Below are 15,677 nucleotides of genomic sequence, written 5' to 3' on the forward strand. Positions count from 1 at the left end.
AGCAAAAGGAACAACGATACGATGAAGATCCTGTCGCAAAACACCGCCTTCGGCGGGATGCAGGGCGTGTTCGCCCACGATTCGGACGCCTGCAAATGCGAGATGACGTTTGCGGTCTTCGTGCCGCCGCAGGCCGTGCTCGAGCGCCGGCCGGTCCTCTGGTATCTTTCCGGGCTCACCTGCACCCACCAGAACGTGATGGAAAAGGGCGAGTATCGCCGCATGGCCGCCGAGCTCGGGCTGATCATCGTCTGCCCCGACACGAGCCCGCGCGGCAACGACGTGCCGGACGAACTCACCAACTGGAAGATGGGCAAGGGTGCGGGCATGTATCTCGACGCCACGGAAGCACCGTGGGCCGAGAACTACCGGATGTATACCTACATCACCGAGGAACTCCCGGCACTCGTCGCCCAGCATTTCCGCGTCGACATGGACCGGCAGGGCATCTTCGGCCATTCGATGGGCGGCCACGGTGCGATGACGATCGCGCTGAAGAACCCTGAACGCTTCAAGAGCTGCTCCGCCTTCGCGCCGATCGTTGAGCCGTCGACGGCCGACTGGACGGTCGATGCCTTCGAGAAATACCTGGGCCCCGACAAGGCGAAGTGGCGCGAGTACGACGCGTGCGCGCTGGTCGCCGACGGTGCCCGCTTCCCGGAATTCCTGATCGACCAGGGCAGCGCCGACAGCTTCCTGGAAAACGGTCTGCGCCCGTGGCTCTTCGAGGACGCGATCAAGGACACCGAGATCGGGCTCCGGCTGCGCATGCACGAGCGCTACGACCACTCCTACTACTTCATCTCGACCTTCATGGACGACCACCTGCGCTGGCACGCAGAGCGGCTCGGCTAGAGCCGCTCGTAAACGAACCGGCTGAAATCGGCGGGCTCCGCCCGCCCGCTGGTGTCGAAGGCGAACATGCCGGCGAAGGCTCCGGTGAAGGAACCGTGCTCGCCGCGGCCGCCCTCGTCGGAGACGACGCCGGCATCGAGCACCGGGCCGACCGGCTTCCAGTCGACGGCACCGGCCGGCCGCCAGAAGAACTGCAGGTCGTTGTCGCGGATTTCCATCGCGAGGTCGAGCCGGCCTTCGGGAACGGCAATTCCGCTGTCGAGCGGAAAACTCAGGCGGCCGTTCGGATAATCGCCTGCGCAGCTCAGGATCGTGATCACCCGCCCGCGCTGCTCGTGCAGCGTAACCCCGAGGGCGTGAAACTTGTAGCGGTTGTAGTAGTGGGTGAGGCCCGCGACCTGCTGGTAGGTGTCCGGTGAAAACTCGAGCGATGTCTCGGCGCGGAAGCGATGATGCTCCTGCCTCCGCGCGACCAGCGACTGCTCGAACCATGAACCGATGCTTTCCCGCCCGAAGAGGCGCAGGAACCCCGGCCGAGCGGAGAGGCTGAACAGCCGCTCCGGCATCGGCGAGCGCAGCCACTGGAATTCGAGCGGCAGTTCCGGTCCGTTGAAATCATGTGCAATGATGGCCGGAGCTTCCACGCGGGCGACATCGCCGCCCGGCGCCGGCACTTCGACCGAGGGCACCGGGCCGCCATCTTCGAGATAGAGCCAGCCGTCGTCGCGCCAGACGCATTTCTGGATCGCCGTCTCGCGGCCCAGCGTACAGCGGCGCTTGGGCGGCAACGGCCGGCCGCAGAGATGGGTATGGTAGGGCGTGCCGTCGGGCGTCTCGACATATTGCCCGTGGCCGGCGCGCTGCAACACCGCCTCTGGGTGATCCTTGGAGGTGATGAGATGGGTGTCCGGATGGAACTCGTAAGGGCCGTCGATGGTCCGCGCCCGGGCCATGGTCACGGCATGGTCGTAGCCGGTGCCGCCCTCGGCGGTCGTCAGGTAGTACCAGCCGTTGCGCTTGAAGAGATGCGGTCCCTCGACGAGGCCGAGCGAGCTGCCGGGAAAGATGTTCTTCACCGGTCCGACGAGCCGCTTCTTCTCCGCATCCCATTCCTGCAGCAGGATGCCGTCGAAGGCCGGATGCTTCGGCGCACCGCCATAGCTCTCGGTCCGGTGGTTCCACTGCATGTTGACGAACCATTTCCGCCCGTCGTCGTCGTGGAAGAGCGAGGGATCGAAGCCGGAGGAATTCACATAGACCGGGTCGGACCACTCACCCATGGCGGAGGGAGTGGTGACGATGTAGTTGTGCGCGTCCTTGAAGTTGCCGTCGAAGCGCTTGACGTCGGTATAGACGAGCCAGAACAGGCCGTCGCTGTAGGAGAGACAGGGCGCCCAGATCCCGCAACTGTCCGGGTTGCCGCGCATGTCGAGCTGGCTTGCGCGATTGAGCGGCCGGCAGACGAGGCGCCAGTTGACCAGATCCCGCGAGTGGTGGATCTGGACGCCGGGATACCATTCGAAGGTGGAGGTCGCGATAAAATAGTCCTCGCCGACCCGGCAGATCGACGGATCCGGATTGAAGCCCGGCAGGATGGGATTGATGATCATGTCGCGTTTCTCCTCCTTTTTCTCGGAAAACACCCCCTCTGTCGGCTACGCCGACATCTCCCCCACAAGGGGGGAGACGAGCCGCTACCGTCGCGCCCTCCCGGGCCCGGCGTCTGAGACGCAGGACTCCCGGCCAACGGCAATCGGGCGGGCTGCCGAATCCGCTCTCCCCCCTTGTGGGGGAGATGGCCGGCAGGCCAGAGGGGGTATTTCGATCTCAAACCTTACTTCTTCTTCCGTGGCGGCCCCTTCCGCTCGGCCGATGCCGCCCAGAGATTGATGTCGGCTTCCCTGGCATAGGTGTCGATCTCGGCGAGTTCCTCCGCCGTGAAATCGGGCTTCTCCAGCGCCTTCACACAGTCCTCGACCTGCTCGGGACGGCTCGCGCCAATGAGCGCCGAGGTGATCCGCCCGCCGCGCAGCACCCAGGCGAGCGCCATCTGCGCGAGCGTCTGGCCGCGCCGCTCGGCAATCCGGCCGAGCGCGCGGATGTTCTCAAGGTTCTTCTCGTTGAGGAAGCCCGGATCGAGCGACTTGTCCTGCGAGGCGCGGCTGCCGGCCGGAATGCCGTTCAGGTATTTCGACGTCAGCATGCCCTGCGCCAGCGGCGAGAAGACGATCGAGCCGATACCGAGTTCTTCCAGCGTATCGACGAGGCCGTCCTCTTCGATCCAGCGGTTGATCATCGAATAGCTCGGCTGATGGATGAGGACGGGCGTGCCGAGTTCCTTCAGGATCGCCACCGCCTCGCGGGTGCGCTTCGAATTGTAGGAGGAAATCCCGACATAGAGCGCCCTGCCCGACCGGACGATGTGGTCGAGTGCTCCGCAGGTTTCTTCGAGCGGCGTATCCGGATCGAAGCGGTGCGAATAGAAGATGTCGACATAATCGAGACCGAGCCGCTTCAGGCTCTGGTCGCACGACGCGATCACGTATTTGCGGCTGCCCCACTCGCCGTAGGGACCGGCCCACATGCCGTAGCCCGCCTTGGACGAGATGATGAGCTCGTCGCGGTAACCGGCGAAATCGGTCCGCAGGATCTCGCCGAACGCCAGCTCCGCCGAACCGGGCGGCGGACCGTAATTGTTGGCGAGGTCGAAATGGGTGATGCCGAGATCGAAGGCGGTGCGGCAGATCGCCTGCTTCGTCGCGTGCGGCGTGTCGTTGCCGAAATTGTGCCAGAGGCCGAGCGAGATCGCCGGCAGCTTCAGGCCGCTTCGTCCGCAGCGATTGTAGGTCATCCGCTCGTAGCGGCTCTCGGATGGTTGCCAGGTCATGAAAGTCTCCAACTAGAGTCTCGGGCTATGACAGCTGTCATAGCAACACAGCCCGCAATCGACCACCGGCTTCGATGCCGGGCGAAGCGAGGCGATGAGGGGGCGATGCCCCCGGAAGCCCCCTCATCCGGCGCTCCGCGCCACCTGACCGGCCCTTCGCTTGCCCATCGCCTTCCGTCACCTCAGCAGCGCCAGCGCCTCATCGATGCCGAGCGCCTGAGGCTGCGTGCAGGTTGTGGAGAGATCGACGAAGCGGCCCTCCGCCCCTGATTGCAGGATGGAGGTCATGACGTCGACGCCGTGGAGCGCGCGGTCGAGCGAGCAGCGGGCGTCGCGGCCGTCGAGGATCGCGACTGCCATGTCAGCGAGGCCGGCCGTGCGGTAATTGGCGCGCGGGCCATTCGCATGTTCCTGGTTGTCGATCCCGAATGGATGATCCCAGCCTTCGAGCGGCTTGATCTCCTTGTTGCGGCCGCTCGCCTCCACCATGCCGCCGAAGAAATTCGGATCGGGTACGAAGAGCGAGCCGTCGGTTCCGTAGAGCTCCATGTTGCCGTGGCGATGCGACCAGACATCCCAGCTCGCCGACAGCGTAACCGTCGCACCGTTCTCGAATTCGAGGAGCGCGTGGATGTTGGTCGGCGTCCGGACCGGGATCACCTCGCCGGCGCGCGGCTGGCTGGTGATGGTGCGCGTCTCCGACGCCATGGAGGTGAGCGCGGCCACCCGCTTCACCGGGCCGATGAGGTTGATGAGGTTGGCGATATAGTACGGCCCGAGATCGAGCACCGGCCCGCCGCCCGGCAGGAAGAAGAAGTCCGGATTGGGGTGCCACATCTCCATGCCCGGGCTCATCACGTGGCAAGTGCCGGAGGTGATGCGGCCGATCCCGCCCTCGTCGATATATTTGCGGGCAAGCTGGTGCGCACCGCCAAGGAAGGTGTCCGGAGCGCAGCCGACGCTGAGCTTCTTTTCCTTCGCGATCCGGCGGAGGTCCTCGCCGGCTTCGAGGCTCAGCACCAGCGGCTTTTCCGAGTAAACGTGCTTGCCGGCCTCGAGAATGCGCTTCGAGACGGCGTAATGCGCATCCGGAATGGTGAGGTTGACGATGATGTCGAGCTCGTCATTGGCGAGCAGTTCATCGACCGTCTGTGCCCTGACGCCGTATTCCTCCGCCCGAAGCTCGGCGGCGTTCATGTTGAGGTCGGTGCAGGCGAGCACCTTCAGCCCCTTGAAGAGCGGGGCAAGGGAAAAGTAGGTCGTGGAGATATTGCCGCATCCGATGATGCCGACGCCGAGTTCACGTGTCATGGGGACGTTCCGAATGTTTCTGTGACGATCAGTAGCTGTTGAAGGAGGCGATCGATCGGGTAATCAGCCGGCCGAGATCGTTGGGATTGTCGTGCTCGACAATGTAATGGCGGACCGGATGCGCCTTCAGGGCGTCGACGATGCCCTTCCAGTCGACGGTACCGTGACCGACATCTGCCCAACCGTCCTCGTCGGCATTCTGTCCCGCCGGCGCTATGTCCTTGACGTGGACGGCGCTGATGCGCTTGCCGTAGCTTTCGATCCAGGCCAGCGGGTCGGCGCCGCCGCGGATCACCCAGGCGATATCGGCTTCCCAGGAGAGGTCCGGGCCACCGGCGAAAATCTGCTCCTGCGGTGTCGAGCCGTCATCGAGGGTGACGAACTCGAAGTCGTGGTTGTGCCAACCGAAGACCAGGCCCGCATCGCGGACCGGCTTGCCGGCCTCCTGCAGCCGCTGGCCGAAGGCGAACCAGCCGCGGGCATCGCTCGGGCGCTTGTCCGGCATGAGGTATGGGCAATAGATCGCCTCGATGCCGAGCGTCTCGGCGATCTTCAGAGCGCGCTTCGGGTCTTCCTCCAGCATGTCGAGGCCAAAATGGGCGGTCGGCATGGCGAGCCCGTTGCGGTCGAGATCCGCCCGCAGCGCCGCAACGCCGGCATCGTCGAGCGAGGCATACATGGCGCCATAGCCCTCGACCTCCGTGTAGCCGGCGGCGGAGAGCTTCGGAAAAACCTCGGAGAAAGGTTGGAAATTGCGGGCGCTGTAGAGCTGGAAGCCGAGTTTCGTCATTTGTGGTCTCCTCGTAGGGTTCGGGTGGTGCCCCGGGGGCTCTGGTCGTCGGGCCGCGTCAAGGTCAGGTCGCGGCCTGGCAGGAATAGAGGTCGTAATGGGTGAAGGCCGGCACGCTGCCCGGCGCAGGCGGCGCGGCCGGCGTGAAGGTCACGGTGCGGCTTTCGCCGGCGGCAAGGTCGAAGGCGTTGTCGGAATAGCGGCCGGCGACATCGCACTCGATCATCACTAAGAGCGCGAGACCGCGCGCGGAGACGGTGAGATCGACCGTGCCGCCCTGCCCCGGTGCCGCCTGCAGCGTCAACCCCGACGGTGCGAGATCGAGCGCCTTATAGGTGCCGTGGACGTAATGGCCCTCGCCGCTCGTGCCGTTGGCGATGAAGCTCCAGGCGAGGATAGAACCGGGCGGTATGTCGTCCGCCGCGAGGGCGAGCAGCGTTTCGGCCCGGTCGGGCCGGCAGGTCCCGCTCGCCGTCCGCAAGGGGATCTTCTCGCCACCGAGTGTTACCGCGAAGAGGTTCATGTCGACCACCGCCGGCTCCGGCGTGTCGTTGACCATCGAGAAACGAACCTCTTTGCCGTCCCCGGACGGGATTGCCGCGACCGTGACCGGCTGGAAGAAGCGGCGCGCCATGTAGTGCAGCGCCTTCCACCCACCGCCGTAATCGAGGCTCGCCCAGGAGGCGACCGGCCAGGTGTCGTTGAGCTGCCAGTAGAGGGTTCCCATGCAATGGGGCTTCAGCGACCGCCAGTAGTCGACCGCCGTCCTGATCGCCAGCCCCTGCTGGATCTGCGAGAGATAGACGAAGTTGGCGAAATCCTTCGGGAAACGGAAATAGCGGAACATGGTGCCGGCAATTCGCTCGTTGCCGCCGGCGTTCTTCTGGTGCAGCTCGATCACCGGCGAGGCGATGTTCATGTCCTTCGCCTCGGCGAAGCCGCGGATCACCGGCAGCGAGGTGTAGGACTGGAAGCCGAATTCCGAGCAGAAGCGCGGTTTGACGGTTCGGTAATTATCGAAACTCTTGTTTTCGTGCCAGACCGACCAGTAATGCATGTCGCCCGAGCCGTCGGCATGCCAGGCGTCGCCGTAGTCGAGATAGCCGGACGCCGGGCTCGACGGCCACCAGATCGCCTCCGGCGCCGCCTTCTTCAGCCCCTGCTCGATCGTGCGATTAAGGCGGTCGTAGGCGACGAGATAGCGGTCGCGGTTGTCGCGCGATTCCGGGAACCAGGTAAGCGCGCCGACGAGCTCGTTGTCGCCGCACCAGGCCACGATGGCGGCGTGCGAGGAGAGACGCTTGACCTGGTAGTCGACTTCCTCGGCGACGTTCGCGAGAAAATCCTCGGTACAGGGATAGAGATTGCAGGCGAACATGAAGTCCTGCCAGACCATCAGGCCGAGCCGGTCGCAGAGATCGTAGAACCAGTCGTGCTCGTAGAACCCGCCACCCCAGATGCGGATCATGTTCATGTTGGCCTCGACCGCCGAGCGCAAGAGGTCCTCGGTCTTCTCCCGTGAGGTCCGCGAAAAGAGCGCATCCGCCGGAATCCAGTTGGCGCCGCGGCAGAAGATTTCCCGGCCGTTCACGCGGAAGGCGAAGCGACTGCCCGTCTCGTCCGGATCGGTCACGAGCTCGACGGTCCTGAGGCCGATCTGCCGTGTGACCGTCTCGCCGGGGATTTCGACGGTCAGACGGTAGAGCGCCTGCTCGCCGCTGCCCGCCGGCCACCAGAGCCGCGGCGCTTCGATATGGAAGATGTAGGGGATCGTCGTTTCGCCGGCGTCGATGCCGCAATCGAGCAGCACCCGCTCCCCGTCGAGATCGAAATGTACCGGCACGACGGCCGGCTCGGCGGTATAGAGCGTCAGCGCGACGTGGAGATCGACGCTGCCGTCCTCGTTGTGCACTTGCCGGGTGACGAGGTGCTCGACGCGCGCCGGATCGAGGGTCTTCAGCGCGACCGTGCCGTAAAGGCCGAGGGGCGCCAGCGCGATATTCCAGTCCCAGCCGAAATGGCATTGCGGCTTGCGCAGCATGTTGCCGTTCGGGATTGGCGAATTGGTGGTCGAATAGGGAACATAGAACGGCTGGCGAGCCTGTCGCTCGGCGCCGGCCGCGACCGACGAATGCAGGAGGATCCGGATGCGGTTTTCACCCGGCTCCAGCGCCTCCGACACGTCCGGTCGGTAGCGCCGGAAGCAGTTGTCCGAGGAAAGCACCGGGATGTCGTTGACGAAGACGACGGCGACCGTATCGACATAGTCGAGGTCGAGATAGAAGAGGCCATCGGCATGATCGAGAAAGAAGGTCTTTTCCAGCACCCAGTCGCGCTCGGCGACCCACTGCACGCGCTCCTCGTTGCGGCCGACATATGGGTCCGGAATGACGCCGGCCACCTGCAGGGCCGAGTGCACGTCGCCCGGCAGCACGATCGCGCAGCGGTGCTCGCCGTCGCGCGAGGAGAGCTGCCACTCGCCGGAAAGATCGATGATGGTCGACGATGCGGGTGATGTCATGGTCTTGGTCCGTGTGTCGGAGGCACGACGCCAGCGTTCAAATCCGGTCCTCCGTCGTGGCATCGAAGAGCGAGGCGACGGACATGTCGAAGCCGAGACGCACCTTCGTGCCCGGCCGGTAGCGGCGGGTGCCGGCGGTGCGAACGCCGAGTACATGGCCGGCGTGCTTCAGCCACAGGAGATTGTCAGCGCCCATCGGCTCCTCGATGTCCACCACCGCTTCATGGATTTCGTTCGCACCGACGATATCCTCGTCGACGAGGACATGTTCGGGACGCACGCCGAGTACGACTTTGCGACCGGGGACGAGCGTGCCGTTCGCGTCATAGCCGTCGAGCGAGAAGTCGACACCATCGGTGTGGAAGACCCGGCGCCCGCCGCGTTCGGCGATTTCGCCGCGGATGAAGTTCATCGACGGCGAACCTATGAAGCCGGCGACGAAGAGATTGCGCGGGCGGTTGTAGATCGTCATCGGGTCATCGAGCTGCTGGATGACGCCGCTCTTCATGATGGCGATACGGTCGGCGAGCGTCAGCGCCTCGATCTGGTCGTGGGTGACGTAGATCATCGTGTTCTTGAGCGACTGGTGCAGCCGCTTGATCTCGACGCGCAGTTCCGAGCGCAGCTTGGCATCGAGGTTCGAGAGCGGCTCGTCGAAGAGGAAGACGTCGACATCCCGTACCAGCGCACGGCCGATCGCCACACGCTGCCGCTGCCCGCCGGAAAGCTCGGCCGGCTTGCGTTTCAGGAGTGGCCCGATCTGCAGGATTTCAGCGGCCCGCGCCACGCGCTTTTCGATCTCCGGCTTCGGCACCTTGGCGACCTGCAGCCCGAAGGAGAGGTTCTTTTCCACCGACATCTGCGGATAGAGCGCGTAGGACTGGAACACCATGCCGATGCCGCGGTCCTTCGGCTCCTCCCAGGTGACGTTGCGGTTCTTGATGAATATCTGTCCGTCCGTCGGCTCCAGGAGGCCTGCAATGCAGTTGAGGAGCGTCGACTTTCCGCAGCCGGACGAGCCGAGCAGGACGAGGAACTCGCCGTCACGGATATCGAGATCGAGGTTTTCGAGCACCTTCACGGCGCCGAAGCTCAAAGACAGATCCTTGATGGAAACAGAATGCGACATCTTGCTTAACCCTTGACTGCGCCGGCGGCGATGCCCCGGACGAAAAGGCGACCGGAGATGAAGTAGACGATGAGCGGGACCGCGCCGGTCAGCAGCGTCGCGGCCATGTTGACGTTGTATTCCTTCACGCCCTGGACGGAATTGACGATGTTGTTGAGCTGTACCGTCATCGGATAGGTGTCGGGCCGGGTGAAGACGACGCCGAACAGGAAGTCGTTCCAGATGCCGGTGATCTGGATGATCATGGCGACGACGAAGATCGGCAGCGACATCGGCAGCATGATCCGGAGATAGATCTGCCAGAAGCCGGCCCCGTCGATGCGCGCCGCCTTGAAAAGTTCTGCCGGAAGCGCGGAGAAATAGTTGCGGAACAGAAGCGTGAGGATCGGCATGCCGAAGATGGTGTGGACGATCACGAGCCCCGTCAGCGTGCCGTAGACGCCGAGTTCGCGCAGCGCGATGACCACCGGATAGATCATCACCTGATAGGGAATGAAGGCGCCGATGATGAGGATCGAGAAGAACAGCTCCGATCCCTTGAACCGCCAGTTGGCGAGGGAGTAGCCGCTGACCGAGGCGACGAAGATCGACACGATCACCGAGGGCACGAGGATGCGCACCGAGTTCCAGAAGCCGCGCGAAAGCCCGTCGCAGTTGAGCCCCGTGCAGGCGGTCGACCAGGCCTTGACCCAGGGCTCGAAGGTAATCTCCATCGGCGGCGAGAAGATATTGCCCATGCGCACTTCCGGCATGCCCTTGAGCGAGGTGACCACCATCACGTAGAGCGGCAGGAGATAGTAGAGCGCGGCGACGAACAGCGTGCCGTAGAGGATGATGTTGCGCCGGGACAGAGCGCGCCGCGGACGACGGCCACGCGGACCGGACACTTCGGGCGCGACGGCATCGAAGCCGGCACCGACGGTATTGAGCGTCGAGACGTTAGCCACGCTTCTTCCCTCCGAATTCGAGATAGGCCCACGGAATGATGATGATGGCGACGGTGACCAGCATCATCGTCGAGGCGGCGAAGCCCTGGCCGAGGTTCTGGGCCTGGAACATGTAGTCGTAGACATATTTCGCCGGCACTTCCGAGGCATTGCCGGGGCCGCCGCTCGTCTGGGCGACCACCAGGTCGTAGACCTTGACGATGCCGCTTGCGATGATGACCAGGGTCGTGATGAAGACCGGACGCATCATCGGGATGACGATGAAGAGATAGGTCTGCCACATCGGGATGCCGTCGACGCGCGCGGCCTTCCAGATGTCATCGTCGATGCCGCGCAGGCCGGCAAGCATGAGGCACATCACGAGACCCGTTCCCTGCCAGAGACCAGCAATCAGGATGCCGTAGATGACGATGTCGGGGTTGTAGAGCGGATCGAAGTGGAAGCTCTCCCAGCCGAGCGAGCGGATGATGGCCTGAATGCCGAATTCCGGATTGAGGATCCACTGCCACACAAGCCCGGTAACGATGAAGGACAGCGCAAACGGATAGAGAAAGATGGTGCGAAAGACGTTTTCGAACCGGATTTTCTGGTCCATCAGCGCGGCCAGCAGAAAGCCGACCACCAGGCTGAAGATCAAATTCAGGACGCCGTAGATCGCCAGATTCTCGATCGAAATGATCCAGCGCGACGTGTTCCACAACCGCTCATACTGATCGAGCCCGACAAAGGACAGGCGCGGCAGGAGCTTGGAATTGGTGAAGGAATAGACGACGGTCCAGATCGAGCCTCCGAGGAAGATGCCGACGGCGATCAGGATCATCGGGATGGACGCAATCTTGGAGTTCAGATTGCGGAAAAGCTGATTGGGGCGTTTGGCAGGCGCGTAACCTGTCATTTCGGTTCCTCCTCGAGCGCATCATCGCAGGAAAACAGGCAAAGGCTCTGCGCCGATGCCGGCGGACCTTGCGGGGCCAGGACATCGCAACATCCGGCCGACACCGGAAACCGGTGCCGGCCGGACGCGGTCGACTGTCTCAGTCAGCCGAGGAGATGATGTCGACGAAGCGCTTCTGTGCGTCTTCCGGACTCATCGACGTGCCTGCGAAGAACTCGATCAACAGATCTTCCTTCTGCTTCTGGCTGTCGGCCGACAACGCCTGGTCGGTGCTGGTCAGCGCATTGCCCTTGGCGACGATGTCCAGCCCCTTCTTCATGCAGTCGTTGGCAGCCGACAGGTCGACGTCGCCGCGCACCGGCAGCGAGCCCTTCTTGAGGTTGAACGCCACCTGCGTCTTCGGATCCAGCATGGTCTGCGCCAGAACGTCCTGCGCCTTCGACTTCTCTTCGTCCTTCAGCACGGGGAAGTAGAAGGCGTCACCGCCGGTGGTGATGTAGGGGCTGAGGCCAAGCCCCGGCAGGCAGCTGTAGTCCTTGCCGGCAACCTGCCCGGCGATCTGGAATTCGCCCTGTGCCCAGTCGCCCATGACCTGGCCGCCGGCCTTGCCGGTGATCACGAGATTGGTTGCCTGGTTCCAGTCCTGGACATTGCTGCCGGCCGCCATTTCTCGGGCCTGGGCGGCAGCCTGGAAGACCTTGGCCATCTCCGGACCGGCCGCAGCCTCGGCATCCTTCTTCACATAGACCGCCTCGAAGAGATCCTTGCCGCCGAGGCTGAGCACGAGCGTGTCGAACAGGCCGCCCGACTGCCAGGCCTGGCCGCCGAGGGCGAGCGGCTGGAGACCGGCCTCGCGCAGCTTCGGCGCTGCGGCCACGAATTCGTTCCAGTCCTTCGGCACCGGCACGCCGGCCTTCTCGAAGGCGGCGTTGGACAGCCACAGCCACTGCCAGGAATGGATGTTGATCGGCGCACAGTAGATCTTACCGTCGATGGTGCAGCTGTCGAGCAGGGACGAAGGCTTGATGACCTCCTTCCACTTGCCGGCTTCGGCGACCGCGGTCATATCGCGCATCAGACCGGCCTCGACCAGTTCCTGCGCCTGACGTCCATGGTTGAACTGGGTCGCACCCATCGGATCGCCGCCGGTGATGCGGCTGATCATGATCGGGCGGGCAGTGCTGCCGGCGCCGGCGATTGCGCCGTCGACCCATTTGTTGCCGGTCGCGTCGAAAGCCTTGGCGAGTTCGGCGACCGCCGCCGCCTCGCCTCCCGACGTCCACCAATGCGTTACTTCAAGATCGGTCGCCTGGGCCGCTCCGAACGGCAGGGCTACGCCGGCGGCGAGCAAAATTGCAATACGACGAAAATTCATGAGTGTCCTCCCTCACTGAAACGTTGCCGTAAAAATCTATGCGAAACAGTTGGCGCGCGCAACCGGGAAGAGGCGACAATCTTTTCTTAACATTATTTTCAATCTACACGAGAAATCAATCGGCACGATTTCCTCCCAAGTTCTGCCCCGCCGCTGCACGCGGCGACGGCGATTTTCTGTATTTTGACCAGAAATTTAGCACAATTTCCGGGCATGTTCGCGCCCACAGCACCACGCCGCTCTCTCGCAGGCGCAAAATGGACCACATTCACAGTGGATAAATACTGATGGTTGTTCCCGTCAAAATTTTATCACCTGGGCACTCGACAAATTCACTGCAACGTTTCAGATTGATCACCTTACGCTTGTTCTGAATGACCGGTCCGGATTGATTGCGACGTCTTCGACGGTGTCTATAATGCGGATCATCGTAAGCGGCGGGGAACATATGAAAAAGGGTAAGGCGATCGAAGTCCGCAGGCCGGCTGGCACGACAGCCGAACGGCCGACACTCAAGACCATCGCCTATATGACGGGCTTGGGCATCACCACGATTTCCAGGGCATTGAAGGATGCTCCGGATATCGGCGCCGATACGAAGGAACGGGTGCGTATGGTCGCCCGGCAGCTCGGCTATCAGCCGAACCGCGCCGGTGTGCGCCTGCGCACCGGCAAGACCAACGTCATTGCGCTGGTGCTCAGCATAGACGAGGAGATCATGGGCTTCTCGAGCCAGATGGTCTTCGGCATTTCCGAGGTGCTGACGGGAACGCCCTACCACATCGTGGTGACGCCGCATTCCCACAGCAAGGACCCGATGCTGCCGGTGCGCTACATTCTCGACACCGGCTCGGCAGACGGCGTCATCATCTCGCGGATCGAACCGGACGACGCGCGCGTGCGGCTTCTTTCCGAGCAGAGCATGCCGTTCGCCACCCACGGGCGCACGGATGCCGGGCTCGTCCACCCCTATCACGACTTCGACAACGAGGCCTTCGCCCACCAAGCGGTCGCGCGGCTCGTCCGTCGCGGACGCAGGCGCATCGCGCTGCTACAGCCGCCGAGCAAGCTCTCCTATTACACGCACACCCGGGCCGGCTTCGTGAAGGGGCTGCGCGAGCACGGCGCGAAGGAAGTCCCGCTCGGCCTCAACATCGACGCGCCGCTGCAGGACATCCGCGATGCGATCGAGGCCCTGATGCGTTCCGACGACGCGCCGGACGGCATCGTCTCCTCGTCTGGCAGCGCCACCATCGCCGTCAATGCCGGCATCGAGGCGGCGGGAAAGCGCGTCGGCCGCGACATCGACCTCGTTTCGAAGGAATCGGCGCCGATCCTCAAATGGATCCGCCCGGAAATCATCACTGCCTTCGAAGACGTGCGCCACGCCGGTCGCGAACTCGCGAAATCCGTGATCGCCCGCATCGACGGCATCGCCCCGGAACACCTCCAGAGCATGAGCGAGCCCGTCTGGTCCGACTGACCGCGACGGGCTTCGCCAGCGCTTCGATGGCTCGTCAGGCGCCGCCGCCCCAGGGACCATGTGGCCAGTCGAGCCCGTCAGTGCGCTCGAAACCGTGTGCGCCGAAGAAGTCACGCTGCGCCTGGATGAGGTTCGCGGTTCCGCGCGCCTGCCGGTAGGAATCGAAGTACGAGAGTGCCGAGGCGAGCGCCGGAACCGGAAGTCCCGCCGTGACGGCGGCTGCGACGACCCGGCGCAACGACGGCAGGCTCTCGCGCACCATCGCGGAGAAGGCCGGCGTGACGATGAGGTTAGCCGCTTCCGGGTTGGCGGTGAAGGCGCGGGTGATCTCGTCGAGGAACTGCGAGCGGATGATGCAGCCGGCCCGCCAGATCCGCGCGATGGTCGGCATTGGCAGCGACCAGTCATATTCGCGGCTGGCGGAGGAAAGCACGGCGAACCCCTGCGCATAGGCGGCGATCTTGGCGGCGAAGAGCGCCAGTTCGAGCTCGGTTTCGAGCGCGCGGCCCGCCGGCAGTTCGAAGCGCGAACGCCCGCCGGGGAAGACGACCTCCGCCGCGACGCGCTCGTCCTTCATCGCCGAGAGGCTGCGGGCGGCGACCGCCGCCTCGATCGCGGTTGCCGGCACGCCCATCTGCTGCGCCTCGATGACCGACCATTTGCCGGTCCCCTTCTGGCCGGCACGATCGAGGATCATGTCGACGATCGCAGCGCCCGTCACCGTGTCCTTCGCCTGCAGCACCTTCTCGGTGATCTCGATCAGGTACGAATTGAGCCGGCCGCGGTTCCAGGCGCCGAAGACTTCGGCGATCTCGGGGGCCTGCCTTCCGAGACCGTCGCGCAGGATGCCGTAGATCTCGGCAATCATCTGCATGTCAGCATATTCGATGCCGTTGTGAATCGTCTTGACGAAGTGGCCCGCACCGTTCGGCCCGAGCCAGGCGCAGCAGGGATCGCCGTCGTATTTTGCGGCGATGGAGGTCAGGACGTTCTCGACGCGGGCGTAGGAGTCCGGCGTACCGCCGACCATGATCGACGGACCGTGCCGCGCGCCCTCCTCACCGCCCGAGACGCCCATGCCGATGAAGGTGAAGCCGGTGTCTTTCAAACGGTCGAAACGGGCCATCGTGTCGCGGAAATTGGCGTTGCCTGCGTCGATCATGATGTCGCCGTTTGCGAGATACGGCATCAGCGCGTCTATCTGCGCATCGACGGCGTCGCCGGCCTTGATCATGATGATGATGGGGCGCGGAGGACGGATGGCGGCAACGAATTCCTCGATGGTGCGGCAACCGACGATGTTGGCGCCGAGGTCGCCCGCTTCCTCAAGGAACTCGCCGGTGCGCGCAGCCGTACGGTTGAACACCGCGATCCGGTTGCCTTTCTCCGCGATATTGAGGGCGAGGTTGGACCCCATCACCCCGAGACCGATCAAGCCGATTTCAGCCGTCTGCATGCGCAAGCCTCCTTCGTTTCGAGTGGAG

Annotated in this window: 12 protein-coding genes; 2 read left to right on the forward strand and 10 right to left on the reverse strand. The window is 63.9% G+C overall.

All coding sequences use genetic code 11. The features are described from left to right. Positions 1-21 precede the first annotated feature (21 nt). Positions 22-855, forward strand: a complete 834-nt coding sequence (fghA, locus tag ACM6UT_RS07650) for an S-formylglutathione hydrolase (protein ID WP_416796757.1) — start codon at positions 22-24, stop codon at positions 853-855. Here fghA and ACM6UT_RS07655 read toward each other — a convergent pair. The 9 genes from ACM6UT_RS07655 to ACM6UT_RS07695 all read right to left on the reverse strand — a co-directional run bounded on the left by ACM6UT_RS07655 (position 852) and on the right by ACM6UT_RS07695 (position 12,710). After that, complete coding sequence (locus tag ACM6UT_RS07655; RefSeq protein WP_416796758.1) at positions 852-2,465, reverse strand: glycoside hydrolase family 43 protein; 1,614 nt, start codon at positions 2,463-2,465, stop codon at positions 852-854. The genes fghA and ACM6UT_RS07655 overlap by 4 nt on opposite strands. Before the next feature lie 224 nt (positions 2,466-2,689). Next, the gene (gene mgrA, locus ACM6UT_RS07660; RefSeq protein WP_416796759.1) at positions 2,690-3,742 is read right to left on the reverse strand and encodes an L-glyceraldehyde 3-phosphate reductase; all 1,053 of its coding nucleotides are present in this window, start codon (positions 3,740-3,742) and stop codon (positions 2,690-2,692) included. 177 nt (positions 3,743-3,919) lie between these two features. Further along, complete coding sequence (locus ACM6UT_RS07665; protein WP_416796760.1) at positions 3,920-5,053, reverse strand: Gfo/Idh/MocA family protein; 1,134 nt, start codon at positions 5,051-5,053, stop codon at positions 3,920-3,922. A 28-nt stretch (positions 5,054-5,081) separates the two neighbouring features. Further along, complete coding sequence (locus ACM6UT_RS07670) at positions 5,082-5,843, reverse strand: sugar phosphate isomerase/epimerase family protein (RefSeq protein WP_416796761.1); 762 nt, start codon at positions 5,841-5,843, stop codon at positions 5,082-5,084. A 64-nt stretch (positions 5,844-5,907) separates the two neighbouring features. Continuing rightward, a complete protein-coding gene (locus ACM6UT_RS07675) occupies positions 5,908-8,364 on the reverse strand; it encodes a beta-mannosidase (RefSeq protein ID WP_416796762.1) in 2,457 nt (818 codons plus the stop codon). Between the two features lie 37 nt (positions 8,365-8,401). Then, positions 8,402-9,493: an ABC transporter ATP-binding protein gene (locus ACM6UT_RS07680; RefSeq protein WP_416796763.1), complete on the reverse strand. Its 1,092-nt coding sequence runs from the start codon at positions 9,491-9,493 to the stop codon at positions 8,402-8,404. Between the two features lie 5 nt (positions 9,494-9,498). Further along, complete coding sequence (locus ACM6UT_RS07685; protein WP_416796764.1) at positions 9,499-10,440, reverse strand: carbohydrate ABC transporter permease; 942 nt, start codon at positions 10,438-10,440, stop codon at positions 9,499-9,501. After that, entirely contained in the window at positions 10,433-11,335 is a 903-nt protein-coding gene (locus tag ACM6UT_RS07690; protein ID WP_416796765.1) for a carbohydrate ABC transporter permease, read from the reverse strand. Before ACM6UT_RS07690 ends, ACM6UT_RS07685 begins: the two co-directional genes overlap by 8 nt. 139 nt (positions 11,336-11,474) lie before the next feature. Further along, positions 11,475-12,710 carry an ABC transporter substrate-binding protein gene (locus ACM6UT_RS07695; protein WP_416796766.1) on the reverse strand — a complete coding sequence of 412 codons (1,236 nt, stop codon included), beginning with the start codon at positions 12,708-12,710 and terminating at the stop codon, positions 11,475-11,477. Between the two features lie 448 nt (positions 12,711-13,158). On the opposite strand from ACM6UT_RS07695, the gene ACM6UT_RS07700 reads away from it, so the two are divergent. Beyond that, positions 13,159-14,193 carry a LacI family transcriptional regulator gene (locus ACM6UT_RS07700; protein ID WP_416796767.1) on the forward strand — a complete coding sequence of 345 codons (1,035 nt, stop codon included), beginning with the start codon at positions 13,159-13,161 and terminating at the stop codon, positions 14,191-14,193. A 34-nt stretch (positions 14,194-14,227) separates the two neighbouring features. Here the strand turns inward: ACM6UT_RS07700 and gndA are convergent, their stop codons facing one another. After that, positions 14,228-15,649, reverse strand: coding sequence for an NADP-dependent phosphogluconate dehydrogenase (gndA, locus tag ACM6UT_RS07705; RefSeq protein ID WP_416796768.1), 1,422 nt, complete (start codon positions 15,647-15,649; stop codon positions 14,228-14,230). Positions 15,650-15,677 lie beyond the last annotated feature (28 nt).

Source organism: Ciceribacter azotifigens, from assembly GCF_048159625.1.
Classification (GTDB): Bacteria; Pseudomonadota; Alphaproteobacteria; order Rhizobiales; family Rhizobiaceae; genus Allorhizobium; species Allorhizobium azotifigens.

Coding starts and splice junctions, on each gene's coding strand:
- fghA (WP_416796757.1), top strand. CDS start 22: ATGAAGATCCTGTCGCAAAACACCGCCTTCGGCGGGATGCAGGGCGTG.
- ACM6UT_RS07655 (WP_416796758.1), bottom strand. CDS start 2,465: ATGATCATCAATCCCATCCTGCCGGGCTTCAATCCGGATCCGTCGATC.
- mgrA (WP_416796759.1), bottom strand. CDS start 3,742: ATGACCTGGCAACCATCCGAGAGCCGCTACGAGCGGATGACCTACAAT.
- ACM6UT_RS07665 (WP_416796760.1), bottom strand. CDS start 5,053: ATGACACGTGAACTCGGCGTCGGCATCATCGGATGCGGCAATATCTCC.
- ACM6UT_RS07670 (WP_416796761.1), bottom strand. CDS start 5,843: ATGACGAAACTCGGCTTCCAGCTCTACAGCGCCCGCAATTTCCAACCT.
- ACM6UT_RS07675 (WP_416796762.1), bottom strand. CDS start 8,364: ATGACATCACCCGCATCGTCGACCATCATCGATCTTTCCGGCGAGTGG.
- ACM6UT_RS07680 (WP_416796763.1), bottom strand. CDS start 9,493: ATGTCGCATTCTGTTTCCATCAAGGATCTGTCTTTGAGCTTCGGCGCC.
- ACM6UT_RS07690 (WP_416796765.1), bottom strand. CDS start 11,335: ATGACAGGTTACGCGCCTGCCAAACGCCCCAATCAGCTTTTCCGCAAT.
- ACM6UT_RS07695 (WP_416796766.1), bottom strand. CDS start 12,710: ATGAATTTTCGTCGTATTGCAATTTTGCTCGCCGCCGGCGTAGCCCTG.
- ACM6UT_RS07700 (WP_416796767.1), top strand. CDS start 13,159: ATGAAAAAGGGTAAGGCGATCGAAGTCCGCAGGCCGGCTGGCACGACA.
- gndA (WP_416796768.1), bottom strand. CDS start 15,649: ATGCAGACGGCTGAAATCGGCTTGATCGGTCTCGGGGTGATGGGGTCC.